Genomic DNA, 18,374 nt, shown 5'->3' with positions numbered 1-18,374 from the left:
GGAAAAAATATGCTTCGTCGCCTGCTGCAGTTATATATCGGTCTGGTGCTCTACGGCGTGTCCACGGCGCTCTTCGTGCATGCTAATCTCGGCGCCGATCCGTGGGACGTCTTTCATCTTGGAGTGGCTAAACAGCTGGGGATCAGTTTCGGGACCGTGATTATTCTGACCGGCGCCGCGGTGCTGCTGCTATGGATCCCGATTCGGCAGATGCCGGGGCTCGGCACGGTGAGCAATGTGATAGTGCTGGGGTTGGCGGCGGACGCCACGCTGGCCGTCCTGCCGCCGCTGGAATCGCTGGTGGCGCGCAGTGCGCTGCTGGTGGTGGCGATTGTGCTGAACGCTATCGCCACCGGGATGTACATTGGCGCGGGCTTTGGCCCGGGTCCGCGCGATGGTCTGATGACCGGCCTGCACGCTCGCACCGGCTGGTCATTGCGCGGTATCCGGACGGCGATCGAGCTTTCCGTGCTGCTGATTGGCTGTCTGCTGGGGGGCAAGTTTGGCGTCGGAACCGTCATTTACGCGCTGTCGATTGGACCGCTTATCCAGCTGTGCCTGCCGTGGTTCAGTCAGCCCGTCAACCGCAACGCGGTCAACACTCCCCGGGAGAGCGTCTCCTGAAGGGAACCCACGCCCTCGTCGTCAAGAAGAGGGCGCTTTGTGGTTTACAGACCGCTCAGGCCATGAAGCATCATGTAGATCCCTACCACAATAATCAGTAAACCTGAGATCCAGGGCGCCTTGCGCGAGAGGTCGTTAAGCCACGGCCAGCGGCGGGCGGCATGTTTCATGCTCAGGGCGGCAATAGCCCCGGAAGCCACCAGCGTCAGCGCCAGACCGACGCTAAAGCCCAGCACCAGCGTGGCGCCCAGCGAGAATTTCTTCAGCTGTAAACAGATAAGCAGCACGGTAATGGACGCCGGGCAGGGGATCAGCCCGCCGGTCAGGCCAAACAGCACGATTTGCCCGGTCGTCACCTGACGGCCATCAAAGCGCCGGTTGATCTCCTGGGCATGGGCCCGCTGATGCGCGTCCTGCCACTCCTCCGCCACCAGCGGCGCGCCAGGGGCGTGAGAATGATGGCGGTCATGTGAATGTTCATGATGATGTTCATGTTCATGTTCATGTTCATGGTCGTGCTGATGATAATGGTGGGAGTGGGGACGCGATTCGCGCCAGGTGCGCCAGAGCATCCAGCAGGCAATCAACACAATGATAATCCCCGAAATCAGCTGAAACCAGGGCTCAGAAGTCTGGGTGTTCCAGCCGCGGCCAAACCACAGACCGGCCATGGCGATCAGCCAGACCACCGCCGTATGCGAAACCGTGGCCGCCAGCCCCAGCAGTACCGCCTGTTTTAAGGTTCCTCGCACCGCCACGATAAAGGCGGCCATCATTGTTTTTGAGTGCCCGGGTTCGAGGCCGTGCAGCGCGCCGAGCAGTATTGCGCTGGGAATAAACAGCCAGGCATTGCCCTGCTGCAGAAGGGAAGTGAAATCGTTCATATCGGGATCCTTGCCAAAAGTGCGTTTATCCTACTCCCCCCCAGTAGTAAAATACTACCCCCCAGTAGATAAAGCGGCTAATAAAAGGGATCATGGTATGCTGGCAGGCGTTGCTGACCACGCAGGTCGGTAATCCCGGACAGAAAAAAACGGTGGATCGCGTAATGTCACACACAGTGAGAGACAAAAAGAAGTTACTGACCCGGCTGAAGAAAATTCAGGGGCAGAGTACCGCATTAGAGAAAATGCTTAATCGCGAGCATGAGTGCGCTGAGGTGCTACAGCAGCTGGCGGCGATCCGCGGCGCGGTCAATGGTATGATGCTGCAGGTTATCCAGGGACATCTCACCGACCATGTGGTGAAAGAGCCAGACGAGACGCAGCGTGAGGCGGATCTGGAGACGGTGATGCAGGTGATTAAATCCTATCTGAAGTAGCCTCCGGCAGAGGGCGGCGAAGAGGCCGCGCCCGCTGACCTTCTGCGCAGGCCGCCTGCCGCTTAATGCGCATGGAGGTTCTCTTCCGCCCACAGAATAAACGACTCTTTTGGCAGCGCTTTGCTGTACAGCCACCCCTGGGCGTACTGAACGCCATGCTGTCTCAGCCAGTCGCGCTGGCTTACGGTTTCAACCCCTTCGGCGACGGTGGCCAAATTGAGCGCCTTGGCCATTTCAATAATGTGCGGCGTCAGCGGCCGGTACTCGAGGGTATCGACAAAGGATTTATCGATTTTCAGCGTGTCGACGTCCAGCTTCTGCAGATAGCTCAGGCTGGAGTAGCCGGTACCGAAATCGTCAATCGAAATGCGGTGCCCGGCCTCGCGGTAGTGTGCGATCACCGGCATGGTGGTCTCCGGGTCGACAAACCCGCGCTCGGTGATCTCAAGGATAATCTGTTCGGCGGCGATCCCCCAGTGCTGCAGCTGATCGTGTAATAGCTTGGGTAGGGTGGGAGAGCGTAAGTCATCCACCGACAGGTTGATGGAGATATGCACTTCCGGCCGCTGCCTCAGCCAGGGGCCCAGGTCGGCAAAAATTTTCCTGACGATATCTTCCGTCAGCTGGGTGATCAGTCCGGTTTGCTCGGCCAGGGGAATGAAGATATCCGGCGATAAAAAGGTGCCGTCGGGTTGCTGCCAGCGCGCCAGCGCTTCGGCCCCGGCGATTTTTCCGTCCTGCAATGAAATAATCGGCTGATAGTGAACCTGAATCGCCTGGGAATTGAGGGCGTCCAGCATACTGTTGCGCGGTGAACGCAGGTGTCTCAGCAGGCGCAGCAGCAGCCAGGTGGCAAGCAGGCTGGTGAAGATGCCGACAGGGAGCCAGAAGATCAGCTGCTGGCGAATGCGCTGCTGTAGCGGCAGCGTGGATGACCAGGTCACAATGCCGGATCCCAGCTCGGGAATGCGCTGGATCCGGTAGACCGTATTATCCAGGGTCAGCATATTCAGGTGCGGATCTTTAATCCGTTGCCAGACCTTCGCCGGCAGCGGCTGGCTGCTGATCACCATTTTCAGATGGTCCAAACCAAACAGCATGGTATGGATCTTCTCCTCGCTGGCGGGCACCACATCAATGAAGGAGATGGGATCGATCATTACCATATGCTGCCGGCTGGCCATGGCCGTCATCTGGTGATTAAGGCCAAGATCGTTAATCGAGGTCAGCCAGGTGCGATAGCCGTCGGGGGCAATGTGATCCGGTGGCGGGAAGGTCACCGCAACGCTATGGTCTTCCAGGGAGGAGCATTGCGGTACGGAATCTTCCAGCCAGAGCACTTCCTGCACGTAGCGATGGGTATAGGCGATCCGGCGGAGGGTGAGCAGATGCTCAGGGCTACAGGAGGCGGCAGAGTGTGAGTCGGCCTCCCGCAGTGCTTCCCGGGCCTGATCGGCGACCTGCAGCGTGCGGACGACAATACGGTTGGAATAATCATCCAGCTCACGATAGAACTGCATTTTGGCCTGCCGCGCCGCCTGCCAGATGCTGAGCGAGATAGGCAGGATGATGGCCAGTATCAGCACTCCTGTAAACAGCGCCATCAGATGCCGGGTCCTCATGCCTGTATCCTTATCGTTCGCCGGGTGTCATCAGTATATGCGAAAGATAAACCGGGCGCAGCGGGAGAAATCGCGCTGCGCGGGGAAAAAAAACCGGCATCACAATAACCTGCGATGCCGGGAGAGAAGGATGATTCCGATGCAGCAGAATAAAATGAGGGTGTGAATGCCGGGCAGGATGTATTCCGGCATTCAGTCGCAGCATACGCTGCGCAGATGACAGCAATATGTTGGCTTAGTGCGCGTCCGGCGCCGTGATATCGGCGCTGATGCGCAGATCGTTCTCATCAAACACCATGCAGAAGCGGTCATCGAAGGCCAGATTAATCTTCTGCCACGGGCGGAAATGGACGTCGCCGGGCAGCAGAACCTTGACGTTATCGTGACCGTAGCACTGGCCGAACAGGTAGGTATTGTTGCCCAGACGCTCCACCACTTCACATTGAAACTCCACCACGGTACCGGTGGAGACTTCCGGCGTGAGGTGCTCTGGCCGGATCCCCAGCGTGACCGCGGCGCCGGGCTTCAGCGGTTGGGTGGCAACGTTCAGGGTGAGCTGTTGGTCCTGGGCGAGGGTGACCGTTAAGCGCTCTGCCTGCCAGTCGCTGACGGTGGCCGGCAAAAAGTTCATCTTTGGCGAGCCGATAAAACCGGCGACGAATTTGTTGACCGGATTGTAGTACAGCGCCATCGGCGAACCCATTTGTTCGACCTTCCCGTAGTTCATGACTACGATTTTATCGGCAAGCGTCATCGCCTCCACCTGATCGTGCGTGACATAGACCATGGTGGTCTTCAGCTCCTGGTGCAGGCGGGCAATATGCAGGCGCATATCGACGCGCAGCTCGGCATCGAGGTTAGAAAGCGGCTCATCGAACATAAACACCCGGGGATTACGCACGATAGCGCGGCCAATGGCCACACGCTGCCGCTGGCCGCCGGAGAGCTGCTTCGGTTTACGATCCAGCAGGTGAGAGAGCTGCAGCGTTTTGGCCACCATTTCCACCTGGCGACGGATCTCCGCTTTCGGCACTTTATTCACTTTCAGCCCATAGCCCATATTCTCCGCCACCGTCATGTGCGGATAGAGCGCATAGGACTGAAAAACCATCGCCACGCCGCGGCGGGCGGGGACTACATCGTTCATCACCTCATCGCCAATCAGCACTTCCCCGTCACTGACCTCTTCCAGCCCGGCAATCATACGTAACAGCGTCGATTTTCCACAGCCGGAAGGGCCGACGAAGACCGCAAACTCGCCATCTTCAATATCGAGATTGACCTGGTGCAGCGTCACCGTGCTGCCGAACCTTTTGGTGACATTCCTCAGTCGTATATTGGACATCCACATTCCCCGAAGTGAGTAGCCGTTGTTTGCCGTTGGCGTGTCGCTGATTTGAGTGTGTTTGTATTACGTATAACAAATCAGCGTGACGATATTCAACAGCGCTAAAATCATGTCCTGACTATAACTTCCGCGGTTTTTGCGCCATACAGCGGCGTTTCATTTCTGCAAGGATGATCACACAACTGGCAGCTTATGGTAGTTTTATCCCCAATCAAAGCGTAGCGTATAACAAAAGCGAACCAGAGTCTGTTTTCTATGTAACAAGGCAGTTTGAAATGATTTTTTTTCTAACTGGCAGACGTAAGTCAAATAAAAAACCATTAAATTGTTATACCTTCACATGAGGTTGATAATGAAAAAGAACACGCTTGCTGCACTGATCCTTACCACCCTCGCGGCGGGGCAACTTACCAGCCTGCAGGCGCATGCCGCCGGGCAGCTCAACGTTTGGGAAGACATTAAAAAATCCACTGGCATCAAAACCGCGGTCAGCGATTTTGAGAAGCAGTACAACGTGAAGGTCAATCTGCAGGAGATGCCTTATGCCCAGCAGCTGGAAAAGCTGCGCCTCGATGGCCCGGCGGGCATTGGGCCGGACGTGCTGGTGATCCCGAATGACCAGCTCGGCGGCGCCGTCGTTCAGGGACTTCTCTCGCCGCTCAACGTTGAGCAGGCGAAACAGGATGCCTTTACGCCAGCCTCTATCAACGCCTTCCGCATGGACAACGCGCTGTATGGGATCCCGAAAGCGGTGGAAACCCTGGTGCTTATCTACAACAAGGACCTGATCGACAAGCCGCTGGACAGTCTGCAGGCCTGGCTGGACTACTCGAAGACCCAGCGCGAGCAGAACAAATACGGCCTGCTGGCCAAGTTTGATCAGATCTACTACAGCTGGGGGGCGATTGGCCCGATGGGCGGCTATATCTTCGCGAAGAACGACGGCGGCGGTTTTAATCCGCAGCAGGTGGGGCTCAATACGCCCGGCGCCGTGGAAGCCGTGACCTTCCTGAAAAAATTCTATGCCGAGAAGGCCTTCCCCGCAGGGAGCCTCGGCGATAACGGGCTGAACGCCATTGATTCGCTGTTTACCGAGAAAAAAGCGGCGGCGGTGATCAACGGCCCCTGGGCCTTCCAGCCGTATGAAGCCGCCGGTATCAACTTTGGCGTGGTGCCGCTGCCGACCCTGCCGGACGGCAAGCCAATGAGCTCCTTCCTCGGCGTTAAGGGCTACGTGGTATCGACCTGGAGTAAAGACAAGGCGCTGGCGCAACAGTTTATCGAGTTCATCAACCAGCCGCAGTATGTAAAAGCCCGCTATGTCGCCACCGGCGAAATCCCGCCGCTGAAGGCGATGATTGACGACCCGGTGATTAAAAATGACGAAAAGGCCAGCGCCGTCGCCGTTCAGTCGGCTCGGGCGATGGCTATGCCGGGCATTCCGGAGATGGGGGAAGTGTGGGGGCCGGCCAATGCCGCGCTTGAACTGAGCCTCACCGGCAAGCAGGCGCCGCAGGCCGCGCTCGATAATGCGGTGAAACAGATCAAGATGCAGATTGAAGCGATGCAGGCCAGCAATCAGTAATTTACCGTCACGTGAAGTCACCGAGCGGGAGGGGGACCTCCCGTTTGTAGAAGGAGTCGAGTGTGAGCATCCATTCCAGCGAAAATTTTAGCGACGCGCGCGGGCCCGGGCGCCATGCGTGGTGCGGCCTGTTGCTGGCAATCGTGCCGGGTTTCGGCCAGTTTTATCATCGCCAGTGGCTGAAGGGGCTGGTCTTCCTGGTGCTGCTGAGCAGCTTTTTGGGTATTTTTTACGATTTCCTGCGCGAGGGGCTGTGGGGGCTCTATACCCTGGGTGAAGAGGTGCCCCGGGATAACTCTATCTTCCTGTTAGCGGAGGGGATTATCAGCGTGCTGATCGTCGCTTTTGGCGTGCTGATCTATTTTCTCTCGCTGCGGGACGCGTGGCTGAACGGCAAAAAACGCGATGAAGGGGTCGCGCTGAACAGCGTGCGTAAGCAGTACCAGATGCTGCTGAGCGACGGCTTCCCGTACCTGATGATCACCCCGGGCTTTATTCTGCTGGTCTTTGTGGTGATCTTTCCCATTCTGTTTGGTTTCGCCATCGCCTTCACCAACTACAACCTGTACCACACGCCGCCGGCGAAGCTGGTGGACTGGGTGGGGCTGAAAAACTTCGTCAATATTTTCACCCTCTCCATCTGGCGCTCCACCTTTCTGGATGTGCTGCAGTGGACCGTGGTGTGGACGCTGCTGGCGACCACCCTGCAGTGTACGGTGGGCGTGCTGTTGGCGATTCTGGTGAACCAAAAAGATCTGCGCTTTAAGCCGCTGATCCGCACCATCTTTATTTTGCCGTGGGCGGTGCCGGGGTTTGTCACTATCCTCGTCTTTGCCGGGATGTTCAATGACTCCTTCGGGGTGATTAACAACGCGATCCTGTCATTCTTCGGCATCAGCCCGAAGGCATGGCTAACCGACCCGTTCTGGACCAAAACCGCGCTGATCATGATGCAGACCTGGCTTGGCTTTCCGTTTGTCTTTGCCATGACCACCGGCGTGCTGCAGGCGATCCCGGACGATCTGTATGAAGCGGCGACGATGGACGGCGCCAGCGCCTTTACCCGCCTGCGCACCATCACCCTGCCGCTGGTGCTGTACGCGATCGCGCCGATCATCATCACCCAGTACACCTTCAACTTTAATAATTTCAACATTATTTATCTGTTTAACAACGGCGGCCCTGCGGTGGCGGGATCTAACGCCGGCGGGACGGATATTCTGGTGTCGTGGATCTATAAGCTGACGATGTCCTCGTCGCAGTACGCCATCGCGGCGACCATCACTATCCTGCTGTCGATCTTCGTCGTCGGCCTGGCGCTGTGGCAGTTCCGCGCCACCAAATCCTTCAAAAATGACGACATGGCGTAAGGGAAGCAACATGGCTCAATCACCCAGTATTAAACGCGAAAAGTGGATCCGACTCTCTCTCACCTGGCTGGTGGTTATCCTGGTCTCGGTGGTGATTATCTACCCGCTGGTCTGGACCGTCGGGGCGTCGCTGAACGCCGGCAATAGCCTGCTCAGTACCTCGATCATTCCGGAAAACCTGTCGTTCCAGCACTATGCCGATCTGTTCAATGGCAATGTGAATTACCTCACCTGGTACTGGAACTCGATGAAAATCAGCTTTCTGACCATGGTGCTGACCCTGATTAGCGTCAGCTTTACCGCTTACGCCTTCTCCCGCTTCCGCTTTAAAGGGCGGCAGAACGGGTTGATGCTGTTCCTGCTGCTGCAGATGATCCCGCAGTTTTCCGCGCTGATTGCCATCTTTGTGCTGTCGCAACTGCTTGGCCTGATAAACAGCCATCTGGCGCTGGTGCTGATCTACGTCGGGGGAATGATCCCGATGAACACCTGGCTGATGAAGGGGTATCTCGACGCGATCCCTAAAGATCTGGATGAGTCCGCCCGCATGGACGGCGCCAGTAGCTTTCGCATCTTTATTGAGATCATCATGCCGTTGTCGAGGCCGATCCTCGCGGTGGTGGCGCTGTTCTCCTTCACCGGCCCGCTGGGGGATTTCATCCTCTCCAGCACCATCCTGCGTACCCCGGATAAATACACGCTGCCTATCGGTCTGTATAACCTGGTGGCGCAAAAAATGGGGGCCAGCTACACCACCTACGCGGCGGGGGCGGTGCTGATTGCCGTGCCGGTCGCGATCCTCTATCTGGCGTTACAAAAATACTTCGTCTCCGGCCTGACCTCGGGCAGTACTAAAGGATAAGCACATGAAAAGATTTACACCCGCATGGCTTGCGGTTTGTCTGGCATGCAGTTTTTCCCTCCCTTCGCTGGCAGCGGACGCGCTTGAAACCCGCGCCTTTCAGGGTATGCCGGCGGACTTTATTAAAGGCGCGGATATCTCCACGCTGCTGGATGCCGAAAAGCACGGGGCAATTTTCTACGACCAGAATAACCAGCGTAAGGATCCGATCGCCATTCTGAAAGAGAACGGCGTCAACTATGTTCGCCTCCGCCTGTGGGTGGATCCGCAATCGGCAAGCGGCGAGGGCTATGGCGGCGGGAATAACGATCTGGCCACTACTCTGGCGCTGGCGAAACGGGCGAAAGCCCAGGGAATGAAGCTGCTGCTCGACTTCCATTACAGCGATTTTTGGACCGATCCCGGCAAGCAGTTCAAACCCAAGGCCTGGGAAAAGATGGATTATCCGCAGCTGAAAACGGCGATTCATGACTATACCCGGGATACCATCGCCCGCTTTAAGCAGGCGGGCGTCCTGCCGGATATGGTGCAGATCGGCAATGAGATCAACGGCGGTATGCTGTGGCCGGAAGGGAAAAGCTGGGGGCAGGGGGGCGGCGAGTTCGACCGGCTGGCCGGGCTGCTGAACGCGGCCATTGATGGTCTGAAGGCGAATCTGCGCAATGGCGAGCAGGTGAAAATCATGCTGCATCTGGCTGAAGGGACCAAGAACGATACCTTCCGCTGGTGGTTTGACGAAATAGAGAAACGTCATGTGCCCTATGACGTGATTGGTTTGTCGATGTACACCTACTGGAACGGGCCGATCAGCGCCCTGAAGGCCAATATGGATGACATCAGCAAACGCTATAACAAAGATGTCATTGTCGTCGAGGCGGCCTATGCCTATACCCTGGCTAACTGCGATAACGCGGAAAACAGTTTTCAGGCCAAAGAGGAAAAGGACGGAGGCTATCCCGCCACCGTGCAGGGGCAATATCGCTATATTCACGATCTGATGCAGGCCGTAATAGATGTTCCCGACCAGCGCGGCAAAGGTATTTTTTACTGGGAGCCCACGTGGATTGCCGTGCCGGGAAATACCTGGGCCACCCCGGCGGGGATGAAATATATCCATGACGAATGGAAAGAGGGTAATGCGCGGGAAAATCAGGCGCTATTTGACTGCCAGGGAAAAGTACTGCCGTCGGTAAAAGTATTTAATTAATTATTTGTCGTTCTTTTCAGGAAGTTTATTATGAATAAATTTGCACCTTTACATCCAAAGGTTAATACGCTGCTGCATGGCGCGGATTATAATCCGGAACAATGGGAGAATGACCCCGACATTATTGATAAAGACATTGCCATGATGCAGCAGGCAAAATGCAATGTGATGTCGGTGGGCATATTTAGCTGGGCGAAACTTGAGCCGCGCGAAGGGGTATTTGATTTCGCCTGGCTGGATACTATTCTCGATAAACTGTATGCCGCCGGCATTCATGTATTTCTGGCCACCCCGAGCGGCGCGCGTCCGGCGTGGATGTCTCAACGCTATCCGCAGGTTCTGCGGGTGGGGCGCGATAGGGTGCCGGCCCTGCACGGCGGCCGTCACAACCACTGTATGTCATCGCCGATCTATCGTGAGAAGACCCTGAAAATTAATAGCCTGCTGGCGGAGCGCTATGCTGCGCACCCGGCGGTGCTGGGCTGGCATATTTCCAATGAATATGGCGGAGAATGTCATTGCGAGCGCTGCCAGACCCGCTTTCGCGACTGGCTGAAGACGCGGTACCAGACCCTGGAGAACCTCAACCAGGCCTGGTGGAGCACCTTCTGGAGCCATACCTATACCGACTGGTCGCAGATTGAATCGCCTGCGCCGCAGGGTGAAACGTCGATCCACGGTCTCAACCTTGACTGGCATCGCTTTAACACCGCTCAGGTGACCGATTTCTGCCGCCATGAAATCGCCCCGCTGAAGGCGGCGAATGCCGCCCTCCCGGTGACCACCAACTTTATGGAGTATTTCTACGATTATGACTACTGGCAGCTGGCGGAGGTGCTGGACTTTATCTCGTGGGACAGCTATCCGATGTGGCACCGCGATAAAGACGAAACCGCGCTGGCCTGCTACACCGCGATGTATCACGACATGATGCGCAGCCTGAAGGGCGGCCAGCCGTTTGTGCTGATGGAGTCCACGCCGGGCGCGACTAACTGGCAGCCGACCAGCAAACTGAAGAAACCGGGCATGCATATTCTCTCCTCGCTGCAGGCGGTGGCGCATGGCGCCGACTCGGTGCAGTATTTCCAGTGGCGGAAAAGTCGCGGTTCGGTTGAGAAATTTCACGGCGCGGTGGTCGACCATGTCGGGCACATCGATACCCGTATTGGCCGTGAAGTCAGCAAACTCGGTGAGATACTGAGCAAGCTACCGGAGGTCCGGGGCTGTCGCACCGAGGCGAAAGTGGCGATTATCTTCGACCAGCAGAACCGCTGGGCGCTTGATGACGCCCAGGGACCGCGCAATCTGGGGATGGAGTATGAGAAGACGGTCAATGAGCACTACCGTCCGTTCTGGGAGCAGGGCATCGCCGTCGATGTGATTGACGCCGACGCTGATTTAACGCCATACCTGCTGGTCATTGCCCCGATGTTATACATGGTGCGCGACGGCTTTGCCGCGCGGGCGGAGGCGTTTGTCGCCAGCGGCGGCCATCTGGTGACCACTTACTGGACCGGCATCGTCAACGAATCCGATCTCTGCTATCTCGGCGGCTTCCCTGGCCCGCTGCGCAATCTGCTGGGCATCTGGGCGGAAGAGATCGACTGCCTGAATGACGGCGAGTTTAATCTGGTGCAGGGCCTGGCCGGGAATCAGTGCGGTCTGCAGGGCCCGTATCAGGTGCGCCATCTCTGTGAACTGATCCATACCGAAAGCGCGCAGACACTGGCCACCTACCGGGATGATTTTTATGCCGGAAGGCCAGCGGTGACGGTGAACGGCTTCGGGAAAGGTAAAGCCTGGCATGTGGCCTCCCGCAACGATTTGGCCTTCCAGCGCGACTTCTTTGCCGCCCTGAGCAAGGAGCTGGCGCTACCGCGGGCGATCGCGGCGGATTTACCGCCCGGCGTGGTGGCTACTGCGCGCACCGACGGTGAGAGCACGTTTGTCTTCCTGCAGAACTACAGCGCGCAAAGCCATACCCTGAGCCTGCCGTCAGGGTATCGGGATTGCCTGACCGACGCGGTGGTGTCGGCCCCGCTAACCCTGTCAGCATGGGATTGCCGTATTCTCCGTCGCCACGCCTAATCTTTTTTCTCCACGCCTGCTCTGACGAGCAGGCTTTTTTTTATCTATTACCCTGGAGTTTATGATGGTGAGTTTAAAATCTTTCCTGCACTATTTCTCTCCTGCACGTCCGGCACAGCCGTTAAGCGAAGCGGAAAAACAGCAAATCGAGGCGTTGGTTCAGGCCTTCGGCGGTGAAGCGAATATTACCCAAGTGGACGCCTGTATTACCCGTCTACGGGTAACGGTTCGTCATCTGGCAGCCGTGGACTCGGACGCATTACAGCAGCAGGGCGCGCTGGGTGTCATTATTCTTGGCCAGCAGGTTCATGCTATTTTCGGTAAGCAGTCCGATGCGCTACGTCAATTGCTGGATGACCATTTTGCTGCGCGGAAATAAATAAAACGGGATAACCTGAAAACAGGTTATCCCGAAAATAAGACAAAGACAGCAGTGGCAATAATGATTACCGGAGGGAAATTAATGACCTTACAGTTGGAGATATAAATAACGTATTTGTCTTACCAGCGCGATATTACCACCAGGCCTCAACCTGCACGCCGAAATTCCAGGTATTATTCGCCGTCTGGTCTTCAAACGGTTTACCATCTTCGGAATCATTCAGATACGACGCGAAAATACGTAATTCCGGGCGTGACATAAAGTCCGGCCCGTCCGCCAGGCCCAGCGCAATGGTATATTTCTCACCGGCCTGTTTGTAGCTGGTGCCATTGTTATAGCTGTCTTTCTGATAGAAACCGCCGACTTCGCCAATCAGGCGCACGTAGTCGGTGAACTGATACTGCCCGCGGGCGACCAGCGACAGCATCCGCGTTTTATCGGTATAGTCGGTAATGTCATCCGCCGAGCCCCAGGTCAGAACGTGGTTGATGGAGAACTTCTCGGTAATGGGGATCAGACCGGTGTTAATCACGCGATAGCCGGTGGCGTCGTTCACGTAGTTCCACATATCGTACCAGCCGCCGCCCTGGGAGACCATGTTCTGCGCCAGACCTTTGTTGGCATACTGCAGCACGGTTTTGTTATAGCCGCCCAGCATATCCTGACTGATTTCACCGGTCAGCATCACGCCATTTTCGGCATCGTACAGTCCGCCGTAGCTGTCCTGTTTTTTAGTGGTGTTCGGCATGGCGTAGTCGATGCCGAATTCGGTCCACGACCCGGACCACGGCTTCCATCCCGCGTAGCGTAAATCGATATAGTTGATATTGACGTTGCTGTCGCCATCGACGCGATAGTCAACGTCGTTGGCATCGCCGCGGATCCACGCCAGCGAGACGGCGCCCGGGCCAAGGGTGTAGTTTTCCACCCCGGCCCCGGAGCCGGAAATGTTCCAGTATTTAGTATCGATGATGTGCAGGTCGTGACGCTGGTAGTAACGTTTGCCGCCCCAGATCACCGCATTCGGATCGCCCGGGATCAGCCCTTTGATCTGCAGGTTCAGCTGACGTAAGCCGAACTGCGCGTCATCGTTCAGCGTGGTTTCATTATCGTTAGAGCCATCGGAGACCATGCTGACCATGCTGTCGAGATAGAAACTGACATCATCTTTTTTGTAGACCTCGGAGCCTAGCTCCAGCTCGCCATAGGTATCCGATTCGTTCCCCAACCGGCCCAGCTTGTTCTTTTGCCATTCCGCTTCGCTACCGTCGCCGGAGACCCCAACCCCGGCACGCAAATAGCCATGAAAATCAACGGTCGGGATCGCAGCGGTAGCCGCAAAGGCGGAAGGGGCGATTAGCGCAGCGGCTAATGCTGTGGAAAGGACGCGCAGTGTCGTATTCATCTCTATCCTCTTATTGTTTTGTATTACGTTCACATAACTGATGTCATAAAATGCCTAAATGTAAATTCAGGCAAATGAGATATGATTATTGTGTGACTAAGTGCAAATAATAACGCTGGTTTTTGTTGTGATGAGTGAAGTGTTTCACAATTAACCTGGTTGTGAACGTAATACTTTTTGTGGTGTAATTTTGCGATGAGAGGTAGCGGTGAGCGTTTTTTCAAATGGCCCCTGTTACAATCATGGGATAACAACATAAGGAACCGGACCATGAAGTCTAAAAGCGCTACTCTGGAAGACGTCGCTCGTCATGCGGGCGTCTCTTACCAGACCGTGTCCAGGGTACTCAACAAATCTGCCAATGTATCCGAAGCGACGCGCCGCAAGGTGGAGAAATCGATAGAGGCTCTGCGCTATGTGCCAAACCGGCTGGCGCAGCAGCTGGTGGGGAAGGAGAGCCAGACGGTCGGACTGGTGACGATTTCGCTGGCCTGGCATGCCCCCTCCCAGGTGGCGGCGGCGGTAAAACGCTATGCTAATCTGGAAGGTTACCAGGTCCTGATTTCAATGATTGATGAGAGCGTCAACCAAAGCATCCAGGATTCCATCAATGAGCTGAAGTCTCAGCGGGTGGATAAGGTCATTATCAACGTGCCGCTGGAGACCGAACAGGCGCAGAAAATCGCCGCTGACAATGATGATATCGTCTGCCTGTTTCTCGACGTTGATCCCTACAGTTCCGTGTTTAACGTTTCGTTTAACCCGGCGGACGGCACCCGGGCCAGCGTCAAATATCTCTATGAGATGGGGCATCGGGAGATTGCGTTGCTGGCAGGCCCGGACAGCTCCGTATCGGCGAAACTGCGGCTGAAAAGCTGGCTCGAGACCCTGGATGGCTACGGTCTGAAGCCGGTGACCGTCCTGCGCGGCAACTGGGATGCGCAGAGCGGCTACGCCGGCGCGCTGCAGATGCTGCGGGAAACGCCTAATTTCAGCGCCGTGCTGGTGGGCAATGACCAGATGGCGCTGGGGGTGCTCAGCGCCTTCCATCAGCATCAGGTGGCGGTGCCGGGAGAGAAGTCGGTGATTGGCTATGACGATACCTACGAAAGCTCCTTTTTCTATCCGGCATTGAGTACGGTCTCGCTGGACCTCGACCTGCAGGGGAAAGAGGCGGTGCGGCGGATCCTCGCCAGTACCAGCGGCGCGGCGCATACCTCATCCATCCTGCCGGCGCGCCTGGTGATTCGCCATTCCAGCGGCGCCAGAGTCGAGCAGGGGAAAGATCTTCAGGCCATCGCGGAGCAACTTCGCGCTATCGCCCACCGTCTGGCGCCCTGAAGCCAAAGGCGAGGAAACTCGCCTCTTTGTTATTACCCCTGATATGACCATGGTTGATCTTTGTCGTGGAACGGCGTATCTTAATTGTTATGTTATAACATAATGATGAGGTCATCATGAAAGCCCATATCCATCCTCCCTATCGCACGGTGGTGTTTCACGACACCAGCGCCAATGAATATTTTAAAGTTGGCTCAACCATCCGCACCGAACGCGTGATTGAGCTCGACGGTGAGACGTATCCGTATGTGACGATCGACGTCTCCTCGAAATCGCATCCGTACTACACCGGCAAACAAAAAACGTTCGCCAGCGAGGGTAGCGCGGCCCGTTTCCGCCAGCGCTTTGGCGGCTTCATTGATGCAAAAAGGAAGGCATGATGCAGGTCGTTAACTCATTACGCAGCGCCAAACAGCGCCACCCGGATTGCCAGCTGGTCAAACGCAAAGGGCGGCTGTACGTGATCTGCAAGAGCAACCCCCGCTTCAAAGCAGTGCAGGGGCGCAAAAAACGTCGTTAACGGAAGCTTTCCAGGGGACGGCGCTGCTGGCCGTCGGCGGTAAAATTGTCGGCGGCCAGCCATTGGCGCATGGCGCTATCCAGCTGCGGCCATTCGCCATCAATCACTGAAAACCAGTCCGTGTCCCGGTTGTGTCCTTTGCTCACCAGCGCCTGACGAAAACGTCCTTCGTACTGAAATCCCAGTCGCCTTGCCGCACGGCCTGACGGCGTATTGAGGCTATTGCATTTCCATTCATAGCGACGGTAGCCGAGCGTCTCGAACACATACTGCATCAACAGCCAGTGCGCTTCGGTGGCCATAGCCGTTCGGCTTAGCAGCGGAGAGAAATGGACATGCCCCACCTCGACCACGCCATGGGTGGCATCGATGCGCATTAACGCCAGCGAGCCGACCGCCGTTCCACGCTGCTGGTCAACGACGGCGAAATGGATCGGATCGGCCAGCGTCGCAACCTGCGCCACCCAGGCGCTAAATTCAGCCAGGCTGGTTTCCGGTTCGCGCAGCAGCTACGTCCAGCTGCGGGCGTCGGGCGCCAGCTGATGGGCAGCAAACAGATCGCTGGCGTGGGCGAGGGTGAGTGGTTCGAGCCGACAGCGGCTGCCCTGAAGTACCTGCCGGGTCGGCCAGGGGCGGGGTTGCCAGTCGGGCAGCGCGGCGCCGAGCGCCTGTCCAAACTGATTGTATTCACACATTGCGGTTTCCTTATTGGGGATGTACAGGCAGCGTACGCGCTGGCTGGTTCCATAAAAAGTGCCATTAGAGTATGTTTTTATGGATCCACGAGGAGGCGACATGAATATACCGGACGATGCGTTTTATGGGTTGGTGACGCAGGGGATGCGGCAGCGAACGGACGAAACCCTGCAGCGTGCCCTTTACCACACTTTGCGCCATGCCATCCTGCAGGGAACCCTGGCGGCCAGCTGCCGTTTGCCAGGATCGCGCGTGATTGCCGGTCGACTGCATCTGTCGCGTAATACGGTGAATGCCGCACTGGAGCAGCTGACGCTGGAGGGATACCTGACGCGAAGCCGTCAGGGGACGCAGGTGGTGCCGCTCGCCGCTAGCCGTCGGCAGGAGGTAATCGCGCCACCCGTTGTGCTGTCTGAGCGGCTGCAGGGGCTGCCAGCCGCTATGCGCCGTGACTCGCCGGCGCTGCCGTTTACGCCTGGCATGCCGGCGGTGAACTATTTCCCGCTGCCGCTGTGGCGGCGGTTAATCGATAAGGCATTGCGCGACGAAGGCAGCACGCTGCTGGGCTACGGTGAGGCCGCGGGCGATCCCCAACTGCGGGAGGCTATCGCCCGCCATCTGGCGCTCTCCCGGGGCATCCGGTGCGATATCCGGCAGATCGTCATCACCGAGGGGGCGCTGGAAGGGGTCAACTTATGCGCCTCGCTGTTGACCAACCCGGGCGACAGCGTGTGGCTGGAAGAGCCGGGGTACCTGGGTGCCAGGAGTGGTTTCCAGCGAGCGGGGCTGCGGGTCTGTGGGATGGCCGTCGATGGTGAAGGGATGTGTATCGACAACGGCGTGGCAGAGCCACCCCGGCTGATTTTCACCTCTCCCTCTCATCAGTATCCCCTTGGGAGCGTCATGAGCGCCGCGCGACGTCTGGCGCTGGTGGAGTATGCCCATCGGCACGGCGCGTGGATTGTGGAGGATGACTACGACAGCGAGTTTCGCCACAGCGGAGAGCCGATCCCGGCGATGCTGGGGATGGTCCCGGATGCCCCGGTGGTCTATCTCGGCACCTTCAGCAAAACCCTGTTTCCGGCGCTGCGTATCGGTTTTATGGTCATGCCGTCCGCGCTGGCGGATGCCGCTCAGGAGGCCATTGGCGCGCTGCTGCGCGGCGGGCACCGCGCTGAACAGCGTGCGCTGGCCAGCTTTATCGAGAAGGGACACTATGCGCGTCATCTGGCAGCGATGCGTCGTCTGTACCGCAAACGTCAGCAACAGCTGCGCGAGGCGCTGGCGCAAGAGATTACCGTGCCGTGCGAAGTCCTCGGTGGGGAAGGGGGACTCCATCTGACGTTGGCCATAGAGGGGATCGACGATCGAACGATTGCGCAGCAGGCGCGTCAGTTTCAGCTGGCGCCCGCTGCGCTAAGTCATTTCTATCTCGACCCGCGGCGGGGGCGGAGCGGGCTGGTGCTGGGGTATGGCAATACTTCGGCTTCCCGCTATCCGCTGGCGCTGCGGACGCTGAATCGTCTTATTGCGCAGTACCGGCGCGGGTCAGCGTAAAGACATCGTAAAAGGAGAGCTCGCCTTTGGTGTCGACCATTTTTTTAAGCTGTGCCTTCTGCTCGCTATCGACGTCCGGCGACTGCAGGATACGGTCGATCAGCTGTCGGGGGACAAAGCGGGTGTTGTACCATTCGCCGTTGTAACACACGCGAAAGTCGAGGACATCGATATCTTCGTAACGATAGCGTGGATAGACGTCAAAGAAGAAAAAAGCGTTGAACAGGATGAACAGCACCACCAACAACCAGACCGAATCCACCAGCGTTTCAGAGCGCAGCATGACCACCAGCGTCGCCAGAAACGCAGCATACATGGCAACAAACAGGCCCGGATGGTTGCGGATGAAACTGATGCTAAAACGCGGGCGATTATCGCGTTTTTCCTGCACGTTAAGTTCGTCAATGGTGTGAGTCAGCAGGCGTTGTATTTCTGTCATCTTGGTC

Annotated in this window: 17 protein-coding genes and 1 pseudogene; 12 read left to right on the top strand and 6 right to left on the bottom strand. The window is 57.1% G+C overall.

Going from position 1 to position 18,374, the window contains the following annotated elements:
* The first annotated feature begins 9 nt into the window (after positions 1 to 9).
* Positions 10 to 624, top strand: a complete 615-nt coding sequence (locus GT756_RS06505; protein ID WP_004204770.1) for a YitT family protein — start codon at positions 10 to 12, stop codon at positions 622 to 624.
* Between the two features lie 44 nt (positions 625 to 668).
* Here GT756_RS06505 and GT756_RS06500 read toward each other — a convergent pair whose 3' ends face one another.
* The gene (locus GT756_RS06500) at positions 669 to 1,508 is read right to left on the bottom strand and encodes a nickel/cobalt efflux protein RcnA (protein WP_080837264.1); all 840 of its coding nucleotides are present in this window, start codon (positions 1,506 to 1,508) and stop codon (positions 669 to 671) included.
* 164 nt (positions 1,509 to 1,672) lie between these two features.
* Between GT756_RS06500 and GT756_RS06495 the strand changes: the two genes are divergently transcribed.
* On the top strand, positions 1,673 to 1,945 hold the full coding sequence (locus tag GT756_RS06495; protein ID WP_004204767.1) for a metal-sensing transcriptional repressor: 273 nt from the start codon (positions 1,673 to 1,675) through the stop codon (positions 1,943 to 1,945).
* Positions 1,946 to 2,007: 62 nt separating this feature from the next.
* Here GT756_RS06495 and GT756_RS06490 read toward each other — a convergent pair whose 3' ends face one another.
* Positions 2,008 to 3,567, bottom strand: coding sequence for an EAL domain-containing protein (locus GT756_RS06490; RefSeq protein WP_048294260.1), 1,560 nt, complete (start codon positions 3,565 to 3,567; stop codon positions 2,008 to 2,010).
* A gap of 235 nt (positions 3,568 to 3,802) precedes the next feature.
* Complete coding sequence (locus tag GT756_RS06485) at positions 3,803 to 4,912, bottom strand: ABC transporter ATP-binding protein (RefSeq protein ID WP_023319854.1); 1,110 nt, start codon at positions 4,910 to 4,912, stop codon at positions 3,803 to 3,805.
* A gap of 355 nt (positions 4,913 to 5,267) precedes the next feature.
* On the opposite strand from GT756_RS06485, the gene GT756_RS06480 reads away from it, so the two are divergent.
* The 6 genes from GT756_RS06480 (at position 5,268) to GT756_RS06455 (ending at position 12,406) form a co-directional block, all read left to right on the top strand.
* On the top strand, positions 5,268 to 6,500 hold the full coding sequence (locus GT756_RS06480; protein WP_160124619.1) for a maltodextrin ABC transporter substrate-binding protein: 1,233 nt from the start codon (positions 5,268 to 5,270) through the stop codon (positions 6,498 to 6,500).
* Between the two features lie 62 nt (positions 6,501 to 6,562).
* The gene (locus GT756_RS06475; protein ID WP_017898898.1) at positions 6,563 to 7,870 is read left to right on the top strand and encodes a carbohydrate ABC transporter permease; all 1,308 of its coding nucleotides are present in this window, start codon (positions 6,563 to 6,565) and stop codon (positions 7,868 to 7,870) included.
* Positions 7,871 to 7,880: 10 nt separating this feature from the next.
* Positions 7,881 to 8,732 carry a sugar ABC transporter permease gene (locus GT756_RS06470; protein WP_004204761.1) on the top strand — a complete coding sequence of 284 codons (852 nt, stop codon included), beginning with the start codon at positions 7,881 to 7,883 and terminating at the stop codon, positions 8,730 to 8,732.
* 4 nt (positions 8,733 to 8,736) lie between these two features.
* On the top strand, positions 8,737 to 9,939 hold the full coding sequence (locus tag GT756_RS06465) for an arabinogalactan endo-beta-1,4-galactanase (protein WP_004204760.1): 1,203 nt from the start codon (positions 8,737 to 8,739) through the stop codon (positions 9,937 to 9,939).
* 30 nt (positions 9,940 to 9,969) lie between these two features.
* A complete protein-coding gene (locus GT756_RS06460; RefSeq protein ID WP_080841334.1) occupies positions 9,970 to 12,027 on the top strand; it encodes a beta-galactosidase in 2,058 nt (685 codons plus the stop codon).
* A 64-nt stretch (positions 12,028 to 12,091) separates the two neighbouring features.
* Positions 12,092 to 12,406, top strand: coding sequence for a glucose PTS transporter subunit EIIB (locus tag GT756_RS06455; protein WP_004204757.1), 315 nt, complete (start codon positions 12,092 to 12,094; stop codon positions 12,404 to 12,406).
* A gap of 136 nt (positions 12,407 to 12,542) precedes the next feature.
* On the opposite strand, the gene GT756_RS06450 is transcribed toward GT756_RS06455, so the two are convergent.
* The gene (locus GT756_RS06450; protein WP_004204756.1) at positions 12,543 to 13,814 is read right to left on the bottom strand and encodes a maltoporin; all 1,272 of its coding nucleotides are present in this window, start codon (positions 13,812 to 13,814) and stop codon (positions 12,543 to 12,545) included.
* A 270-nt stretch (positions 13,815 to 14,084) separates the two neighbouring features.
* Here GT756_RS06450 and GT756_RS06445 point away from each other — a divergent pair, with 270 nt between their 5' ends.
* From GT756_RS06445 to ykgO, 3 genes are all read left to right on the top strand, one after another.
* Complete coding sequence (locus GT756_RS06445; RefSeq protein ID WP_004204755.1) at positions 14,085 to 15,155, top strand: LacI family DNA-binding transcriptional regulator; 1,071 nt, start codon at positions 14,085 to 14,087, stop codon at positions 15,153 to 15,155.
* Positions 15,156 to 15,271: 116 nt separating this feature from the next.
* Complete coding sequence (locus GT756_RS06440) at positions 15,272 to 15,535, top strand: type B 50S ribosomal protein L31 (RefSeq protein WP_004204754.1); 264 nt, start codon at positions 15,272 to 15,274, stop codon at positions 15,533 to 15,535.
* The gene (gene ykgO / locus GT756_RS06435) at positions 15,535 to 15,675 is read left to right on the top strand and encodes a type B 50S ribosomal protein L36 (protein WP_002892018.1); all 141 of its coding nucleotides are present in this window, start codon (positions 15,535 to 15,537) and stop codon (positions 15,673 to 15,675) included. Before GT756_RS06440 ends, ykgO begins: the two co-directional genes overlap by 1 nt.
* Here the strand turns inward: ykgO and GT756_RS06430 are convergent.
* Positions 15,672 to 16,370 (bottom strand): annotated as a pseudogene (locus GT756_RS06430) (GNAT family N-acetyltransferase). The gene ykgO and the pseudogene GT756_RS06430 overlap by 4 nt on opposite strands.
* Positions 16,371 to 16,470: 100 nt before the next feature.
* On the opposite strand from GT756_RS06430, the gene GT756_RS06425 reads away from it, so the two are divergent.
* On the top strand, positions 16,471 to 17,928 hold the full coding sequence (locus GT756_RS06425) for a PLP-dependent aminotransferase family protein (protein ID WP_004204752.1): 1,458 nt from the start codon (positions 16,471 to 16,473) through the stop codon (positions 17,926 to 17,928).
* On the opposite strand, the gene GT756_RS06420 is transcribed toward GT756_RS06425, so the two are convergent.
* On the bottom strand, positions 17,897 to 18,367 hold the full coding sequence (locus tag GT756_RS06420; protein WP_004204751.1) for a YlaC family protein: 471 nt from the start codon (positions 18,365 to 18,367) through the stop codon (positions 17,897 to 17,899). The two genes, GT756_RS06425 and GT756_RS06420, sit on opposite strands and share 32 nt — an antisense overlap.
* Positions 18,368 to 18,374: the final 7 nt, after the last annotated feature.

This window comes from Klebsiella sp. Q2, from assembly GCF_009900705.1.
Taxonomy (GTDB): domain Bacteria; phylum Pseudomonadota; class Gammaproteobacteria; order Enterobacterales; family Enterobacteriaceae; genus Klebsiella; species Klebsiella quasipneumoniae.
The sequence above is the reverse complement of the archived record's forward strand: the minus strand, read 5'-3'. Positions and strand labels throughout refer to the sequence as shown.